The sequence below is a fragment of the Burkholderia sp. Ax-1719 genome (assembly GCF_011753055.1).
Classification (GTDB): domain Bacteria; phylum Pseudomonadota; class Gammaproteobacteria; order Burkholderiales; family Burkholderiaceae; genus Paraburkholderia.
The window spans coordinates 46552-64070 of record NZ_VWWJ01000003.1 but is presented as its reverse complement, the minus strand read 5'-3'; the positions used below and the strand labels follow the sequence as shown (position 1 = coordinate 64070).

Here is a 17519-nt window from a genome sequence, read left to right as displayed (position 1 = left end):
CGGCTCTTGCGGTGTTCCAAACCTCGGGTTTTCACCCATGTTCACATCGTAATCGCACCAAAAATCGACCTTTATATGCGGGGACTGAATTCCGGTATCCCGGCTGCGCGCATTGTCAGCGGAATTTTGGTTGCGCAAGGTTGCGGTCATGCGCGCTGCGGCACGGTGACACCGCCGCTCGCGCAACCCGAAGACGGCGCTGGGCGCCGGGTAACCGGGCCAGCGGCGTCCTCGTCAGGATGCGTCGGCACCGGTTTCCGGTGGATCGGCGTGGCGGCAAGGACGTCTGCTTCACATTCACCGTCGACATTCATTGTCGATACACGGACAACGGAGCGAACAGACACGATGGAACGCACGAAAACCTTGCTGCTCAAGAACGCCGACATGCTGGTGACGATGGACGGCGCGCGCCGCGAGATTCGCGGCGGCGGCATTTATGTCGAGAACAACCGCATCGTCGCGGTCGGCCCGACGGCAGAGCTGCCGCAGACCGCCGATGAAATCATCGACGCGACCGGCCATATCGTTACGCCTGGCCTCGTCAACACGCACCACCACATGTACCAGAGCCTCACGCGCGCCGTGCCCGCCGCGCAGGATGCCGAGCTGTTCGGCTGGCTCACGAATCTGTACAAGGTCTGGGCGAATCTGACGCCGGAAATGATCGAAGTGTCGACGCTCACAGCGATGGCCGAGCTGTTGCTCTCGGGCTGCACGACGTCGAGCGATCACCTCTACATCTACCCGAACGGCAGCCGTCTGGACGACAGCATCCGCGCGGCGCAAAACATCGGCATGCGTTTTCATGCGGCGCGCGGCAGCATGAGCGTGGGGCAAAAGGATGGCGGCTTGCCGCCCGATTCGGTGGTCGAAAACGAGGACGCGATCCTCGCCGATACCCAGCGCCTGATTGAGACGTATCACGACGAAGGCCGTTACGCGATGCTGCGCGTGGTGGTGGCGCCGTGCTCGCCGTTTTCGGTGAGCCGCGATCTGATGCGCGAATCGGCGACGATGGCGCGCCATTACGGCGTGTCGATGCATACGCACCTCGCGGAGAACGTCAACGACATCGCCTACAGCCGCGAAAAGTTCGGCATGACGCCCGCCGAATACGCCGAGGATCTGGGCTGGGTTGGCCGCGACGTCTGGCATGCGCACTGCGTACAGCTCGACGAACACGGCATTGGCCTGTTTGGGCGCACCGGCACGGGCGTCGCGCATTGTCCGTGCTCGAACATGCGGCTGGCATCCGGCATTGCGCCGATCAAGAAAATGCGGCTCGCGGGCGTGCCGGTGGGGCTGGGCGTGGATGGTTCCGCCTCGAACGACGGCGCGCAGATGGTGGCCGAAATGCGTCAGGCGATGCTGCTTGCGCGCGTGGGCTTCGGGCCGGATGCGATGACCGCGCGTGAAGCGCTGGAGATTGCCACGCTGGGCGGCGCGCAGGTGCTGGGACGCGACGATATCGGCGCGCTGGCGCCTGGCATGGCCGCCGACTTTATCGCTTTCGATCTGCGTCAGCCCCTGTTCGCGGGCGCGCTCCACGATCCGGTCGCGGCGCTGGCGTTCTGTGCGCCGTCGCAGGTTTCGCTTTCCGTGATCGACGGGCGCGTGGTGGTGAAGGAGGGCGTGCTGCAGACCGTCGATCTCGGTCCGGTGATCGAGCGCCATAACCGGCTCGCCGGGCAGCTCGCGCAAGCGGCGCGATAAAGAACGCAAAAGAGGCAAAAAAACGAAAACGGGCGGCGCGCAAAAGCGGGCCGCCCGATTATCGGAACTGGCGGAACGTCGAGGCCGTTCGGCAAAACGGCTTCGACGCGTGAAGTGACGTCAGGGTTTGTCGATCAACGTCTTGGTGGCTTCGGCGACGAGGCTGCGCAACCAGCGGACTTCATCCGAATAGTGACAGCGCTCGTGCCACAACTGGTAGTACTGCATCGGCGGGAAGTCGAGCGGCGCGGGCACGACCGTGAGCGGCAGGAAGCGCGCGTAATGATCGGCAAAGAGACGCGTGGTCGTGAACACCAGATCCGACTTGATGAGCACGTACGGCGCCAGATTGAAGTACGGCAGCGTGACGACGACGTGGCGCTTGAGACGCTCGCGCGCCAGATGCACGTCGATGGCGCCGCGCTGGCCCACCGAATACGGCGTGGGCGCGAGATGCGGCGCATTGAGGTACTGATCGAGCGTGAGCCCGCCGCGCTTGGCGAACGGGTGCGTATTGCTCATCAGGCAGACGATCTGGTCAACGAACAGATTCGAAAGGTGCAGCTGTTCCGGTGGTTCCGGCCAGTTGCCGATCACGATATCGAGCTTGCCTTCTTCGAGCGCGAGTTCGTAATCGAACGCGGGACCGAGCGAATGAAACTCCAGCGTGGCATTGGGCGCGGCCTGGCGGAATCGCTCGACCACGGTGGGCACGAACAGCACGTTCAGATAGTCCGGACAGCCGATGCGGTAACAGCGGATCGAGGTCGCCGGATCGAAATTATGCTGCTGGAAGCGGATGCGCTCGATCTCGCGCAGGGCGTTCTGCACGGGTTCGAGCAGGCGCAGACCGTACTCGGTCGGCACCATGCCGGACTTGCCGCGCACCAGCAGCGGGTCGCCGGTGATGTCGCGCAGACGCCGTAGCGCCGCGCTGATAGCGGGTTGCGACTGATTGAGCTTGACGGCCGCGCGCGTCACGCTGCGTTCCATCAAGAGGGTGTGCAAGACGCGCAAAAGGTACGTGTCGATCGCCTCGCGTTGCTGGCTCATGAAATCTCCGAATTATATGTTTTGGCTGATCGAGGGGCTTTGGGTATATATGTTTTTTAATATGTCCAAAAAGATGCGTCAAGGGTGGGTTCTACTGAGCCATCCTGACAAGTCCCTGTTGCGCGCGGCACAACGGCGTGTCACGAGGATTTTTGTCGGCTCGACGCTGGCACGGGCGGCAAGGTATCGTCAGTGAGTCTGGGGACGCATGACGCGTCCTCCAAATCAGCGGAAACAAGCGGTCTTGCGGCGCACTCAGCGCTCGCGCATCACAACGGACAACGAACTAGCCATAACGTACTACGGCGGAATATTCATGGGCGATTCTTCAGCGCAGCGCGTGCCGCGCCTCGCGCTTTCCGGCATCACGAAGCAGTACCCGGCCGTACGCGCCAACGACAACGTCACGCTCACCGTCGCGCCCGGCGAAATCCATGCGCTGCTCGGCGAGAACGGCGCGGGCAAGAGCACGCTCATGAAGATCGTCTATGGCGCGGTGCGCCCGGACGCGGGCGAGATCCGCTGGGAAGGCGAGCCGGTTGAGATCGCGAGCCCGGCGGCGGCGCGCAAGCTCGGCATTGGTATGGTGTTCCAGCATTTTTCGTTGTTCGAAACGCTGACCGTCGGCGAGAACATCGCGCTTTCGCTCGACGAAAAATTCGATCTCAAGGCGCTGGCCGCGCGCATTCGCGAGGTCTCGGGGCAATACGGGCTCGATGTCGATCCGCAGCGTCATGTGCACAGCCTCACCGTGGGCGAGCGCCAGCGCGTGGAAATCGTGCGCTGCCTGTTGCAGAACCCGCGTCTGCTCATCATGGACGAGCCGACTTCCGTGCTCACGCCGCAGGCCGTGCGCAAGCTGTTCGGCACCTTGCGGCGGCTCGCTTCGGAAGGTTGCAGCATTCTCTACATCAGCCACAAGCTCGACGAAATCCAGGAGCTGTGCGATACGGCCACGGTGCTGCGTGGCGGCAAGGTGACCGGCAATGTGACGCCGCGTGAGGAAACGCAGGCGTCGCTCGCGCGTCTCATGGTGGGCCGCGAATTGCCCGCATACGAGCGGCGCGCACATACGCCTGGCGATGTGCTGCTCGATGTGAAGCATCTGTCGATGCCCAGCGATGATCCGTTCGGCACCTCGCTCGACGATGTGAGCTTCGGCGTGCACGCGGGCGAGATTCTGGGGATCGCCGGTGTGTCGGGCAACGGGCAGGCCGAACTGCTTGCGGCGCTCTCGGGCGAGGCGCGCCAGACGCCTGCGGGGCGTCACGGCGCGGCCGATTCGGTGACGATCTGCGGCAAGCCCGCCGGAAAGCTTTCGGCGGGCGCGCGCAGGCGGCTGGGTTTCGCGTTCGTGCCGGAAGAGCGGCTCGGGCGCGGTGCTGTGCCCGCGATGTCGCTTGCGGAAAACGCATTGCTCACGGCGCATCGCGAAGGCATGGTGCGCTCGGGATGGCTCAAGACCGGCGCGATGCGCGCGTTTGCCGAGCGTTGCATCGGCGCGTTCGACGTGCGTTGCGGCGGTCCCGATGCGCTTGCGCAAAGCCTCTCGGGCGGCAATCTGCAGAAGTACATCGTCGGGCGCGAAATTCTTCAAGCGCCGAAGGTGCTCGTGGTCGCGCAGCCGACGTGGGGCGTCGATGTGGGCGCGGCGGCGTTTATCCGTCAGCAGTTGCTCGATCTCTCCGCGCGCGGCGTGGCGATTCTCGTGATCTCCGAAGAACTCGAAGAACTATTCGATATCTGCGACCGCATCGCCGTGCTCGCGGGCGGACGGCTCTCGCCCGCGCGACTGACCGGCGAAACCAATGCCGAGGAAATTGGCCGCTGGATGGCGGGGCTGTTCGGCGATCGCGCTTCGCAGGCAAACGGTGGGCCGCCGCCCGCGGAACCGGCCGCACCCGCTGCGCACGCGTAAGCGCAGCAAGCACCACATAACGACAAATCGCGACAACGATCTCATCGACATGATTTTTCCCTACCGACTCGAAGCCCGCACGACGCCGTCCCGCACGGTGCGCGTTGCCGTGCCGCTGATTGCCGCGCTGCTCACGCTGGCGATCGGCTTCCTGATCTTCGGCCTCGTGGGCCGCGATCCCGTGCAGGCCATGCACGCGTTCTTCATCGAACCGCTGTCGAGCGTGAACGGCTGGTCGGAGCTGCTGCTCAAGGCGTCGCCCTTGTGTCTGATCGCGCTGGGTCTGGCGGCGGGCTATCGCGCCAACGTCTGGAACATCGGCGCGGAAGGGCAGATGGTGCTGGGCGGCATCGCGGCGAGCGGTGTGGCGATCTATTTCGATCAGGCCAGCGGCTGGTGGATCCTGTTTCTGATGATGATCGCCGGCGTGCTCGGCGGCATGGCGTGGGCGGCGATTCCCGCTTGGCTCAAGAGCCGCTTCAACACCAATGAAATCCTCACGAGCCTGATGCTCACCTATGTGGCCACTCAATTGCTGATCTGGCTGGTGAGCGGCCCGTGGCGCGACCCCAACGGCATGAATTTTCCGCTCTCCGAAATGTTCAGTGGCGACGCGCTCTATCCGACCTTTGGCGGCGACTGGCGCATTCACTGGCTGCGCGGCACGCGTCTGAACGCGTCGATCTTCCTCACGCTCGCGGCGATTCCGCTGGTGTGGCTGTTCATGCGCCGCAGCTTCGCGGGCTATCGCATGAGCGTGGGCGGTCTCGCGCCGCTCGCCGCGCGCTATGCGGGCTTCTCGGAGAAGAAAACGATCTGGACTTCGCTGCTGCTATCGGGCGGTCTCGCGGGCCTGGCGGGCATGGGCGAAATCGCCGGGCCGATCGGCCAGTTGCAGGCGACGTGGTCGCCGGGCTACGGCTTCACGGCAATCATCGTGGTGTTCGTCGGGCGGCTGCATCCGGTCGGCATCGTGCTCGCGAGTCTCCTGATGGCGCTGCTGTATCTGGGCGGCGAAGCGGTGCAGACCTCGCTGCAATTGCCGCAGGCGCTGTCGGGCGTGTTCCAGGGCTTGCTGCTGTTCTGCCTGCTGGGCGCCGATCTGTTCGTGAATTACCGGGTGCGCCGCCGTCCCACCGTTGCCGCCGCGCATTGAACGCGTCAACCGATCATACGAAACAAGGCAACACGATATGGATATCCAGCAAGCCAGCTCGCTCGCTTCGAGCGCCGTCACCGCCGCGATTCCGCTGATGTTCGCGGGCGTGGGCGAACTCGTTACGGAAAAGTCGGGCGTGCTCAATCTGGGCGTCGAAGGAATGATGCTGATGGGCGCGGTGACCGGCTACGCGGTCACGACGATCAGCGGCAATCCATGGCTCGGCCTCGCCGCGGGCATGGCGGCGGGCGTGGCGATGGCGCTGCTGTTCGGCTTTCTCGTGCTGACGATGCTCGCCAACCAGGTCGCCACGGGGCTTTCGCTGACGATCTTCGGCGTGGGTTTATCGGCCTATGTGGGCAAGCCGTACACCTCGGCGGCGACGTCCGCGACCATCAACGCCTGGCCGATTCCCGGTCTGTCGCATCTGCCCGTGGTGGGTCCGGCGTTCTTCAACCTCACGCCCGTCGATTACCTCGCGTTCGTCATGTTCGCGGTGGTCGCGTGGTTTCTCTATCGCACGCGCGCCGGGCTCGTGCTGCGTTCAGTCGGCGAGTCGCCGCAGGTTGCGCATTCGGTGGGCTTTCCGGTGATTGGCGTGCGTTACGGTGCAACGGCGTTTGGCGGCGCGATGGCGGGTCTTGCGGGCGCGTACTACTCGGTCGTGCAACTGCATCTGTGGCAGGAACAGATCACGGCGGGGCGCGGCTGGATCGCGCTGGCGCTGGTGGTGTTCGCGACGTGGCGGCCGGGCCGTCTGTTGATCGGCGCGCTGCTGTTTGGCGCGGTGACGGGCGCGCAGTTCTACGCGCAGGCGATTGGCGTGCCGGTGCCGACGCAGTTCCTCGCCATGCTGCCATACGTGGCGACCGTCGTCGTGCTGGTGCTGATTTCGCGTAACCCGAACACGATCCGCCTGAACGCGCCCGCATCGCTCGGCAAGCCGTTTTTTGGGGCGGCCTGAATTCCGCTCTGACGATTCACGTTGCTCGCAGTTCTCAAACCCCCTCGGAGATCACAATGAAAAAAACCATCCTGAGCGCTTTCGCCGTGGCCGCCACCTGCGGCGCGGCGGCGCTCGCGCTCGCGCCCGCAGCGCAGGCCGCTGACGCGCCGGGCGTGGCGTTCGTCTACCTTGGCAATCCGGGCGACGCCGGCTGGACTTACGCGCACGATCAGGGTTCGAAGGCGGCCGAACAGAAGTTCGGCAACAAGATCAAGATCACGCGCGTGGAGAACGTGCCGGAATCGGCGGATTCGGAACGTGTGTTCCGCGATCTCGCCAGCAAGGGCAACAAGATCATCTTCGGTTCGAGCTTCGGTTATCAGGATTTCGAACTAAAGGTCGCGAAGGACTTCCCGGATACGGTGTTCCTGCACGCCACCGGTTACAAGAAAGCGGCTAACTTCGGCACCTATGACGTGCGCATGTATCAGGGCGCGTATCTCGCGGGCGTGGCGGCGGGTTATGCGACGAAGACGAATACGCTCGGCTTCGTGGCTTCCGTGCCGATTCCCGAAGTCGTGCGCAACATCAACGCGTACACGCTGGGCGCGCGTTCGGTAAATCCGAAGGTGCATACCAAGGTCATCTGGATCAACAGCTGGTTCGATCCGGGCAAGGAAAAGCAGGCCGCCGAAACGCTGATCGGGCAGGGCGCGGATGTACTGCTGCAGAACACCGATTCGAGCGCGACGCTCGCCACGGCAGAAGAGAAGCACGTGCACGCGTTCGGCTGGGATTCCAACATGAAGAAGTTTGGCCCGGACGCGCATCTGGGTTCGGTTGAAGCGAACTGGGGCGTGTATTACACGGCCGCGATCCAGCAGGTGCTCGACGGCAAATGGAAGAACGATCCGGTCTGGTGGGGCATTCCGCAAAAGGCCGTCGATCTCGGCGACGTGAATACGGCTGCGCTGTCCGCCGATGCGCAGAAGGCCGTGGCCGCAAAGCGCGAAGCGATCGCGGGCGGCAAGTGGGACGTGTTCACCGGCCCGATCAAGGATCAGACGGGCGCGGTGAAGATCCCCGCCGGCAAGACGCTGACCGATCCCGAACTGCAGCGCCTGAACTGGTACGTCGAAGGCGTGGACGGTTCGCTGCCGAAGTAAGCAGCGCTTTCGTAGGATCAATGCAGCACGATGCGGCTGCGCGATGCCTTCCCGGCGCGCGCAGCCTTTTCTACTCGTCGCGTCGCTTATTCGTCGATTCGCAGGCCGACCTTGATCGTCACCTGCCAGTGCATGACCTTGTCGCCTTCGATCAGCCCGCGTGTTTCGATTACTTCGAACCAATGCAGATTGCGCAGCGTTTTCGATGCGCGCGCGATGGCGCAACGGATCGCTTCGTCGCTCGAAACCGTGGATGAACCGGTGAGTTCGATTTGTTTGTAGACGTGGTCGCTCATGACAAAAGTCTCCTCGATGGGGGCGGCGCGCGCAGGACGTTCCACAGGCACGTCAATCGAGTATAGATAACCGGTCGTTGTGCGCCAGCGCGTGTGTGGGTGCGCTGCGCGAAAGGCGTCGGCGGGTATCATGGCGCCTCGCGCAAGCGGTGCAGTGCGATTCGCATTGCACGTGCCCGTAAGCGGGCGCGCTGCGGACGATGCCGTCGAAGCATGTAGCAGGAGACAAGGACAATGCAGAAGCAGGAACTGGGATTTTGCGGGCCGGGTTTGATGGGCGCGCCGATGATTCGCCATTTGCTGGGCGCGGGTCAAGCCGTCCACGTGTGGAATCGCTCGCGTGCGAAGGCGGATGCGCTTGTGTCCGATGGCGCGCAGGTGGTGGATACGCCCGCAGCGCTGGCGCAATGCGCCGACGTGGTGCTGTTGTGCGTCGCCGATGGCGCCGCCGTCGAGCAGACGGTGTTCGGCGAGAACGGTTTGTTGAGCGGCTCAGTCAACGGAGCGAAGCGCGTGCGCCGCATCGTCGATCATTCGAGCATTCCGCCGGAACTCACGCGTGCGCTGGCCGCGCGCGCGGCGGCGCTGGGCGTCGGTTGGGTCGACGCGCCGGTGTCGGGCGGCGTGGGTGGGGCGCAGGCGGGCACGCTCGCGGTGATGGCGGGCGGCGAGGCCCGGGACGTCGAAGCCGTCGCGCCGATCCTCGCGGCGTATTCGGCGCGCGTGACCCACATGGGCGCAGCGGGCGCGGGGCAGACCACCAAGCTCTGCAATCAGGCCATCGTCACGGCCACGGTGGCGGCAATCGCCGAGGCGGTGGGCCTTGCGCGCCGCAGCGGCATCGACGCCGCGAAGCTGCCCGAAGCGCTCTCGGGCGGCTGGGCCGATTCGACGCTCCTGCGCACTTTCGTGCCGCGCATGACGCAGGACGGCCTCGCACCGATCGGCGCGCTGAAAACGTTTCAGAAGGACGTCGACACGGTTGCCGCCGCCGCGCAGCAAACCGGCACGCCCATGCCGGTGGCCGGGACGGTCCAGCAGATCCTGCGGCTGGGAGCGGCGATGGGGCTCGATCAGGCCGACCTTTCCGGCTTCGTCGACGTCCTGCAAACGCCGCGGCGCGGCTGACGTACAGGCGCCTTGCACGAATCTGCCACGAATTTCCGGTAACTTCGACAGCGCGCGCCTGCCAGGCCTCCACACTGGCAGGCGCGCGCGAACTGGCATAACCTGCTAAAATTACAGGTTTTTCGTCGATCTACTTACCGGGACGCGCTGTGCTCTCTACCGCCAACATCACCATGCAATTCGGGCCGAAGCCCTTGTTCGAGAATATCTCGGTCAAATTCGGCGAAGGCAACCGCTATGGCCTGATCGGCGCGAACGGTTGCGGCAAATCCACGTTCATGAAGATCCTGGGCGGCGACCTCGAGCAAAGCTCGGGCAACGTCATCCTCGAACCGAACGTGCGCCTGGGCAAGCTGCGCCAGGATCAGTTCGCCTACGAAGACGTACGCGTGCTGGACGTCGTCATGATGGGCCACACGGAAATGTGGGCCGCCATGAGCGAGCGCGACGCGATCTACGCGAACCCCGAAGCCACCGACGACGACTACATGCACGCCGCCGAACTCGAAGCGAAATTCGCCGAGTACGACGGCTATACGGCTGAAGCGCGCGCGGGCGAACTGCTGCTGGGCATCGGCATCGACACGGAATTCCACAACGGCCCGATGAGCGGCGTGGCGCCGGGCTGGAAGCTGCGCGTGCTGCTCGCGCAGGCGCTGTTCTCGAAGCCGGACGTGCTCCTGCTCGACGAACCGACCAACAACCTCGACATCAACTCGATCCGTTGGCTGGAAGATGTTCTGAACGAGTACAACTCGACCATGATCATCATTTCCCACGATCGACACTTCCTGAACCAGGTCTGCACGCACATGGCGGACATGGACTACGGCACGCTGAAGGTCTGGCCGGGCAACTACGACGACTACATGCTGGCGTCCACGCAGGCGCGCGAGCGTCAGCAGGCCGCCAACCAGAAGGCCAAGGAACGCGTGGCCGACCTGCAGGACTTCGTGCGCCGCTTCTCGGCGAACAAGTCGAAGGCGCGTCAGGCCACCAGCCGTCTGAAGATGATCGACAAGATCAAGATCGAGGACTTCAAGCCGTCGTCGCGTCAGAACCCGTTCATCCGCTTCGAATTCGAGAAGAAGCTGCACAACATCGTCGTGGTCGCGGAAGAAATCACGAAGACCTACGAGCGCCGCATCTTCAACAAGTTCACCATCAGCGTGCAGCCGGGCGAGCGCATCGCGATCATCGGCGAAAACGGCGCGGGCAAGACCACGCTGCTGCGTTCGCTGCTGGGCAATGTCGCGGTCGATAACGGCTCGGTGAAGTGGGCGGAAAACGCCAGCATCGGCTACATGCCGCAGGACACGTACGAAGAATTCCCGGCTGACGTCACGCTGATGGAGTGGATCGACCAGTACCGTCAGGAAGGCGACGACGAGCAATCCGTGCGCGGTACGCTCGGCCGTCTGCTGTTCAATGCGGACGACATCCGCAAGTCGGTCAAGGTGCTGTCGGGTGGCGAGAAGGGCCGCATGATCTGGGGCAAGCTGATGCTGGGCCGCCACAACGTGCTGATGATGGACGAGCCGACCAACCACATGGACATGGAATCGATCGAGTCGCTGCAGATCGCGCTGGAGAAGTTCGACGGTACGCTCGTGTTCGTTTCGCACGACCGTGAATTCGTGAACGGTCTGGCCAATCGCATCATCGAAGTGAAAACCGATGGCACGATCAACGACTACAGCGGCAACTATGAGGACTTCCTGGCGAGCCAGGGTCTGCATTGAGATCCGGCTGCTGTTGCTGATCGCAGCTTGAAATAAAAACGGGCGACGCGTCATGCGTCGCCCGTTTTTTCTTGTGCGCGCTTACGGATCAATCGCTGTATTGCATGCTCTTCGGCACACCGTACTTGCCGTTGCGGTATTCGAGCGTGAAGGCCGCCCGCTTTGCCGATTTCGACACGTCGTACTGGCACTCGCCATTCTTGACGACGTTGACCGTGTCCGATGACTTTTCCGTGACCTTGAGCGTCACATAGCCTTCCTTGCCCGCCGGGCCGAGATCGAGCGTACGCGTCGTATTGTTGAAGGTGCCGGCGCAGTTGCCGTCCCATTCGCCGCCCGAATCCTCCACGAGCAGTCTGTCGACGACCGTGCGCAGGCTCTGGCCATCGACGACATAGAGGCTCAACGCCGTTTGCGAGAACGGGTTCACGCGCGACGAGCCCTCATGCACCACGCGCACGCCGAACGCGCGGTTTTGCGGCGTGAGTTGATAGCGCGCGGTATCGAGCGTCAGGCCGGAAAAGCGGATCGCATCGTAGGAAATCGCGCCTTTCTGGAACTGATGCGCGATCACTGTTCCCGAAGCCGTATCCGCGACCAGTACCTCCAGATCGTCGGTGCCTTCGTCGTCGCTATTGTTCTTTTGCGGCAGGGGCAAGGCTGCAATCGTCAGCGCCTCGTTGGCCGGCCAGACCTTGCAGACCGCATGTTCAGTATCGAGCGTGCGGCCCGGATGCAGTTGCGACGTCCATTTCTGGAAGTTGTCTTCGCAGCCCGCGTGAGCGAGCAGCGGCGCAAAACCGATGGCGAGAGAAAGCAGCGTGCGTTTCATGTAGCGCGAACCCGAGTAAAGGAGCGCGCAGTATAAGGGTGCGACCAAAACCGCCGCCTGAACGTGCGCACTACCTTCCGTAAGCGTCAAGCACGCTAGAATGCAGGACACTGCAAGAACACACTCGGAGACAGGAGCACCGCGCATGAAACAGTTCGACCAGCTCTACATCAACGGCCAGTGGGTCGCGCCGCACGGCAAAGGCACGATCGACGTGATCGACTCGGGCAGCGAGGCCGTCATGGGCCGCATCCCCGAAGGCAACGAAGCCGACGCCGAAGCCGCCATCGCCGCCGCTCGCGCGGCCTTCGACGCCTGGTCCACGACGCCCGCCGCCGAACGCGGCGCGTATCTGCAAAAGATCGCCGACAACCTCAAGGCCCGCACCGACGAACTCGCGCAATTGATCGCGGGCGAAGTCGGCATGCCGCTCAAGCTCGCGCGCGCGATCCAGGTGGGCGGTCCGGTCTACAACTGGGCCGCGTACGCGAAGCTTGCGAACGAATTCCAGTACGAGGAGCGCGTCGGCAATTCGCTGGTGGTGCGCGAGGCGGTTGGCGTCGTCGCGGCCATCACGCCGTGGAACTATCCGCTCAACCAGATCACGCTGAAGGTCGCCGCCGCGCTGGCTGCGGGCTGCACCGTCGTGCTCAAGCCTTCCGAGATCGCGCCGCTCAACGCCTTCGTGCTGGCCGAGGCGATCCACGAAGCGGGCTTGCCCGCTGGCGTCTTCAATCTCGTGAGCGGTTACGGCCCGGTCGTCGGCGAACTGATGGCGCGCCATCCGCAAGTGGATATGGTCTCGTTCACGGGCTCGACGCGTGCGGGCAAGCGCGTCTCGGAAGTGGCGTCGGCGAGCGTCAAGCGCGTGTCGCTGGAACTGGGCGGCAAATCGGCTTCGGTCGTGCTCGACGATGCGGACTTTGCCGCCGCGGTGAAGGGCACGGTGGGCGCGTGCTTCCTGAACTCGGGGCAGACCTGCTCGGCGCACACGCGCATGATCGTGCCGGAATCGCGCTACGAGGAAGCGCGCGAGCTGGCCAAGGCCGCCGCCGAAGCCTACACGGTCGCCGATCCGCGCGACGAGAAAGCGAAGCTCGGCCCGCTCGCTTCGAAGGTGCAGCAGGAGCGCGTGCAGCACTTTATCGAGCGCGGCATCGCCGATGGCGCGGAACTCGTCACCGGCGGCGCTGGCATGCCCGAAGGCCTGACGAAGGGCTTCTTCGTCAAGCCGACGGTGTTTGGCCGCGTGCCGCGCGACGCCGCCATCGCGCAGGAAGAGATCTTCGGCCCGGTGCTGACGATTCTCACGGCGAAAGACGAAGACGATGCCGTGGCGATCGCCAACGATTCGCTCTACGGTCTGGGCGGCGCAGTCTGGGCCGGTAGCGACGAGCGCGCGATGCGCGTGGCGCGCCGCATCCGCACGGGCCAGATCGACATCAACGGCGGCGCCTGGAACATGGCCGCGCCGTTCGGCGGCTACAAGCAGTCGGGCCACGGCCGCGAGAACGGCGTCTATGGCCTCGAGGAATATCTCGAATACAAGTCGATGCAGTTCAAGGTGCCGAAGGCCTGAGACGGTCACTGAGACGGTCACTGAGCCGGTCAAACTGTCGCGCCTGGCAAATGTCCCGGTGCGACATATTGATTTAAGTCATTGATGCGGGAGTCATGCGTGGCTCCCGCATTTGTTTTTGATTTTTATCAATGCTGCCAAAAGGGTGCGCGCGACCATAAGCGTTTTGTCATCGACAACGCTAAGCGGGTCATCATGTTTCCTGATCATTCATTCGCGCCGCTCCAACTTCGTGGCCGTCAACTGCTGCCCATCGTGCAAGGTGGCATGGGCGTCGGCATTTCCGCGCATCGGCTCGCGGGCAGCGTCGCCCGCGAGGGTGCGGTCGGCACCATCGCCAGCATCGACCTGCGCCATCATCACGCCGATCTCATCGAGCAATGCCGCGCCGATCCGCGCCACGAAACGCTCGCGCAAGCCAATCTCGTCGCGCTGGGCCGCGAGATTGAAGCCGCGCGCAAGCTCGCCGCGGGCAGCGGCATGATTGCCGTGAACGTCATGAAGGCCGTCAACGCGCACGCCGATTACGTGCGCGCGGCCTGCGAGCACGGCGCCCACGCCATCGTCATGGGCGCGGGCCTGCCGCTCGATCTGCCCGACCTCACCGCAGGCGTAGATATCGCGTTGATCCCGATCCTGTCCGACGCGCGCGGCGTGTCGCTCATCCTCAAAAAGTGGATGAAGAAGGGCCGTCTGCCCGATGCCGTGGTGATCGAGCATCCGGCGCATGCGGGCGGTCATCTTGGCGTGACCGATCTCGCCGACATGGGCAACGAGCGCTTCGGCTTCGAGCGCATTTTCGAGGAACTGGACGGCGTGTACGCGACGCTCGGCATCACGCGCGCCGACGTGCCGCTGATCGTGGGCGGCGGCATCAACAGCCATGAAGCCGTGCGCCGCTGGCTGCAAGCCGGCGCGAACGGCGTGCAGGTGGGCACGCCGTTCGCCGTGACGGAAGAGGGCGATGCGCATCCCAATTTCAAGCGTGTGCTCGTCGACGCGAAGCCCGAAGACATCGTCGAATTCGTGAGCGTGACGGGACTGCCCGCGCGCGCCGTGAAAACGCCGTGGCTCGATCGTTACCTGCGCAACGAATCGCGTATCCGCACCAAGATCGGTCAGGTCAAGAATGCTTGCCCAACGGGGCTCGAATGTCTCTCCGTGTGCGGTTTGCGCGACGGCATCGAGAAGTTCGGGCACTTCTGTATCGATACGCGTCTTGCCGCTGCCTTGCGTGGCGATGTGTCGAACGGACTCTTTTTCCGCGGGCGCGAAACGTTGCCTTTTGGCAACGCGATCCGCTCGGTGAGGGATCTTTTGGAGCTGCTTTTGACGGGTTCTGCGCGACCTGCGGTCGCACATCGCGCGGCGTTTGCGCTCAACTGATTCGCATCAAGAATGTGATCGCCTCTGCCTCGGAAAATTCGCAGTGTCTTGCGAATGACCGCGGGAACAACAGGGGCAATCACCATGAAAAACCACATCAAGACCATCGCGGCCGCTGCCGTACTCGCACTTGGCGCGGCTTTCGCCGCTTCGGCAGCACAAGCCGCCACGCCCGACACGGGCATCTACGCCGGCGACTGGCTCGTGCGTCTGCGCGCGATCAGCATCATGCCGCAGGTGGGCACGAGCGGCGCGCTCACCACGCTCAACACCAACGTCAACAACGCCATCGTCCCCGAGCTGGACTTCACCTATATGGTGACGAACAACATCGGCGCAGAGCTGATTCTCGGCACTTCACGCCATCAGGTCACGTCGAGCCTCGGCGCGCTGGGCGGTGTCGGCGTGCTGCCGCCCACGCTGCTGCTGCAGTACCACTTCAACAACGCCGGTGTGTTCCGGCCATACGTCGGCGCGGGCATCAACTACACGCTGTTCTACAACAACGGTCTGCATGCGGGCGGTCAACCCATTTCGATCGACAACCATAGCTTCGGGCCGGCGCTGCAATTTGGCGTCGACTATCAGGTGGCGAAGAATGTGTTCGTGAACGCGGACGTCAAGAAGATCTGGATGCGCACGGGCGCATCGCTCAACGGCTCGTCGCTCGGCACGCTCTATATCGATCCGATCATCGTGGGTATCGGCGTCGGCATGAAGTTCTGAGGCCCGCGCATATTAGTGCGAGCGAACTTGAACGCCGGCAAAGTCCGGCGTTTTTTTATGCCGCTGAAGCGTCAGGCGTTTTTCGGCTGGAAGCGCATGGCGGTGCCTTCGCGCTCAATGCGGGTCCAGATGGCGCGCTTTTCTTCGTCGCTCAGAAAGACCCAGTTGGAGACTTCGATCGCAGTGCGGCCGCAGCCTTTACAGATGTCGTCGAACAGCGTGGAGCACACGCCGATGCAGGGGCTGTCGGGAAGGTCGTGGAGATTGGAAGCCATCGATATATCTTGGGGCGGGATGGCCGGGGCGAAAATGGTGCGCCGGCCGTGCGGAAAACCCCGCTATGTTAACCGATTCGCGGCGAGGGGCTTTTCTTGCCCATCCAGTTGAAATGGCAAGGATTTTCTTACCATCGGGAAGGGTGGCCGCAAGCCCGGGCGCAGCCTGCGCCCGGGTGCAGCCGATGCAATCCGGATCAGCCGCGTGCCGGGCTGGGCAGCCGGCGTCGCGCGAATGTCGCACGGACGTTTTTTTTGTAGACAGGGGCGCTCAAACGGCTAAAATTGCGCGCGATTTACCGCCTGCCACGCGCCTGCGAGTCCAACCGCGCGGGTCCTGTTCCGTTTGCGCGACATGCTGACGTTCTTTTTTGTCGCCTGGCGCGATTGATGGTAGGTTCGGTAAATTCTGGGGGCCGCCTTGTGCGGCGCACATGCGGCGCCGGCACGGGTACGCGGCAAACAAAGGTCTAAGAACGGAGAACGGGATGAAGAAACGGGTTTTGGCGAAACTGGCTGTGCTCGCACTGTGTGCGTCGCCGTGGGTGGCATCGGTCGCGAAAGATACGCAACTGAACGTCTACAACTGGTCCGATTACATCGCCAAAGACACGATTCCGAACTTCCAGAAGCAGACCGGCGTCACGGTCAAGTACGACAACTACGATAGCGACGACACCCTGCAGGCCAAGCTGCTCGCGGGCAATTCGGGCTACGACATCGTCGTGCCGACCACCAACTACGCAGGCAAGCAGATCGCCGCCGGCATCTTCTCGCCGCTCGACAAGTCGAAGATCCCCAATCTCAAGTATCTCGATCCGCAGCTGATGGCGCTGGTCGCCGGCGCGGATCCGGGCAACAAGTTCGCGGTGCCCTGGGCCTACGGCACGACGGGTCTCGCCTATAACGTCGAAAAGGCGCAGCAGATCCTCGGCAAGAACGTGCCGCTCGACAACTGGGACATCCTCTTCAAGCCCGAGAACCTCTCGAAGCTGAAGGCCTGCGGCGTGTCCGTGCTCGACGCGCCGGACCAGTTCTTTGCCGCCGCGCTGCACTACATCGGCAAGGACCCGCTTTCGACGAATCCGGAAGACTATCGCGCCGCGCTGGCGATGATGAAGAAGATCCGTCCGTACATCACGCAGTTCAACTCGTCGGGCTATATCAACGATATGGTCGGCGGCGATGTCTGCTTCGCGTACGGCTGGTCGGGCGACGTCGTGATCGCCAAGCATCGCGCGATCGAGGCGAAGAAGCCGTATCACATCGAGTACTACATTCCGAAGGGCGGCGCGCCGATCTGGTTTGACGTGATGACGATCCCGAAGGATGCGCAGCACAAGGATGCCGCGTACCAGTGGATCAACTACATCGAGACGCCGCAGGTCCACGCCGCGATCACCAACGCCGTGTACTACCCGAGCGCCAATGCGGAAGCGCGCAAGTACGTGAACAAGGACATCGCGAACGATCCGGCGGTGTATCCGTCGCCGGAAACGCTCAAGACGCTGTTCCTGCTCAAGCCGCTGCCGCCGGAAATCCAGCGCCTGCAGACGCGTCTGTGGACCGAGTTCAAGTCGGGCCGCTGACGCGGTCG

The 17519-nt window shown here is 63.5% G+C and carries 15 protein-coding genes; 11 read left to right on the top strand and 4 right to left on the bottom strand.

What is annotated here, in order from left to right; translation table 11 throughout:
- Positions 1–348: 348 nt before the first annotated feature.
- The gene (locus tag F3J17_RS07775) at positions 349–1716 is read left to right on the top strand and encodes an 8-oxoguanine deaminase (protein WP_167055747.1); all 1368 of its coding nucleotides are present in this window, start codon (positions 349–351) and stop codon (positions 1714–1716) included.
- A 120-nt stretch (positions 1717–1836) separates the two neighbouring features.
- Here the strand turns inward: F3J17_RS07775 and F3J17_RS07770 are convergent, their stop codons facing one another.
- Positions 1837–2769 (bottom strand): LysR substrate-binding domain-containing protein, encoded by a 933-nt coding sequence (locus F3J17_RS07770; RefSeq protein ID WP_103703842.1) that lies wholly within the window; start codon positions 2767–2769, stop codon positions 1837–1839.
- Between the two features lie 316 nt (positions 2770–3085).
- Between F3J17_RS07770 and F3J17_RS07765 the strand changes: the two genes are divergently transcribed.
- The 4 genes from F3J17_RS07765 to F3J17_RS07750 are packed head-to-tail and all read left to right on the top strand — an operon-like array spanning position 3086 to position 7958.
- On the top strand, positions 3086–4687 hold the full coding sequence (locus F3J17_RS07765) for an ABC transporter ATP-binding protein (RefSeq protein WP_167055744.1): 1602 nt from the start codon (positions 3086–3088) through the stop codon (positions 4685–4687).
- A 49-nt stretch (positions 4688–4736) separates the two neighbouring features.
- Complete coding sequence (locus F3J17_RS07760) at positions 4737–5843, top strand: ABC transporter permease (RefSeq protein WP_167055741.1); 1107 nt, start codon at positions 4737–4739, stop codon at positions 5841–5843.
- 37 nt (positions 5844–5880) lie between these two features.
- Complete coding sequence (locus F3J17_RS07755; RefSeq protein ID WP_167055738.1) at positions 5881–6810, top strand: ABC transporter permease; 930 nt, start codon at positions 5881–5883, stop codon at positions 6808–6810.
- A 56-nt stretch (positions 6811–6866) separates the two neighbouring features.
- Positions 6867–7958 carry a BMP family ABC transporter substrate-binding protein gene (locus F3J17_RS07750; protein ID WP_167055736.1) on the top strand — a complete coding sequence of 364 codons (1092 nt, stop codon included), beginning with the start codon at positions 6867–6869 and terminating at the stop codon, positions 7956–7958.
- Positions 7959–8044: 86 nt separating this feature from the next.
- On the opposite strand, the gene F3J17_RS07745 is transcribed toward F3J17_RS07750, so the two are convergent.
- The gene (locus tag F3J17_RS07745) at positions 8045–8254 is read right to left on the bottom strand and encodes a dodecin (RefSeq protein WP_167055733.1); all 210 of its coding nucleotides are present in this window, start codon (positions 8252–8254) and stop codon (positions 8045–8047) included.
- A 234-nt stretch (positions 8255–8488) separates the two neighbouring features.
- On the opposite strand from F3J17_RS07745, the gene F3J17_RS07740 reads away from it, so the two are divergent.
- Positions 8489–9382, top strand: coding sequence for an NAD(P)-dependent oxidoreductase (locus F3J17_RS07740; protein WP_167055730.1), 894 nt, complete (start codon positions 8489–8491; stop codon positions 9380–9382).
- A gap of 149 nt (positions 9383–9531) precedes the next feature.
- Complete coding sequence (locus F3J17_RS07735; protein ID WP_167055727.1) at positions 9532–11124, top strand: ABC-F family ATPase; 1593 nt, start codon at positions 9532–9534, stop codon at positions 11122–11124.
- 88 nt (positions 11125–11212) lie between these two features.
- Here F3J17_RS07735 and F3J17_RS07730 read toward each other — a convergent pair whose 3' ends face one another.
- Complete coding sequence (locus tag F3J17_RS07730; RefSeq protein WP_167055724.1) at positions 11213–11956, bottom strand: hypothetical protein; 744 nt, start codon at positions 11954–11956, stop codon at positions 11213–11215.
- A 145-nt stretch (positions 11957–12101) separates the two neighbouring features.
- Between F3J17_RS07730 and F3J17_RS07725 the strand changes: the two genes are divergently transcribed.
- The 3 genes from F3J17_RS07725 (at position 12102) to F3J17_RS07715 (ending at position 15647) form a co-directional block, all read left to right on the top strand.
- A complete protein-coding gene (locus F3J17_RS07725) occupies positions 12102–13535 on the top strand; it encodes an aldehyde dehydrogenase family protein (protein WP_167055721.1) in 1434 nt (477 codons plus the stop codon).
- 195 nt (positions 13536–13730) lie between these two features.
- Positions 13731–14921 (top strand): nitronate monooxygenase family protein, encoded by a 1191-nt coding sequence (locus F3J17_RS07720; protein WP_167055719.1) that lies wholly within the window; start codon positions 13731–13733, stop codon positions 14919–14921.
- An 84-nt stretch (positions 14922–15005) separates the two neighbouring features.
- Positions 15006–15647: an OmpW family outer membrane protein gene (locus F3J17_RS07715; RefSeq protein ID WP_167055716.1), complete on the top strand. Its 642-nt coding sequence runs from the start codon at positions 15006–15008 to the stop codon at positions 15645–15647.
- Positions 15648–15718: 71 nt separating this feature from the next.
- Here the strand turns inward: F3J17_RS07715 and F3J17_RS07710 are convergent, their stop codons facing one another.
- On the bottom strand, positions 15719–15922 hold the full coding sequence (locus F3J17_RS07710) for a DUF1289 domain-containing protein (protein ID WP_167055714.1): 204 nt from the start codon (positions 15920–15922) through the stop codon (positions 15719–15721).
- A gap of 488 nt (positions 15923–16410) precedes the next feature.
- On the opposite strand from F3J17_RS07710, the gene F3J17_RS07705 reads away from it, so the two are divergent.
- Positions 16411–17511, top strand: coding sequence for a polyamine ABC transporter substrate-binding protein (locus F3J17_RS07705; protein WP_167055712.1), 1101 nt, complete (start codon positions 16411–16413; stop codon positions 17509–17511).
- Positions 17512–17519 lie beyond the last annotated feature (8 nt).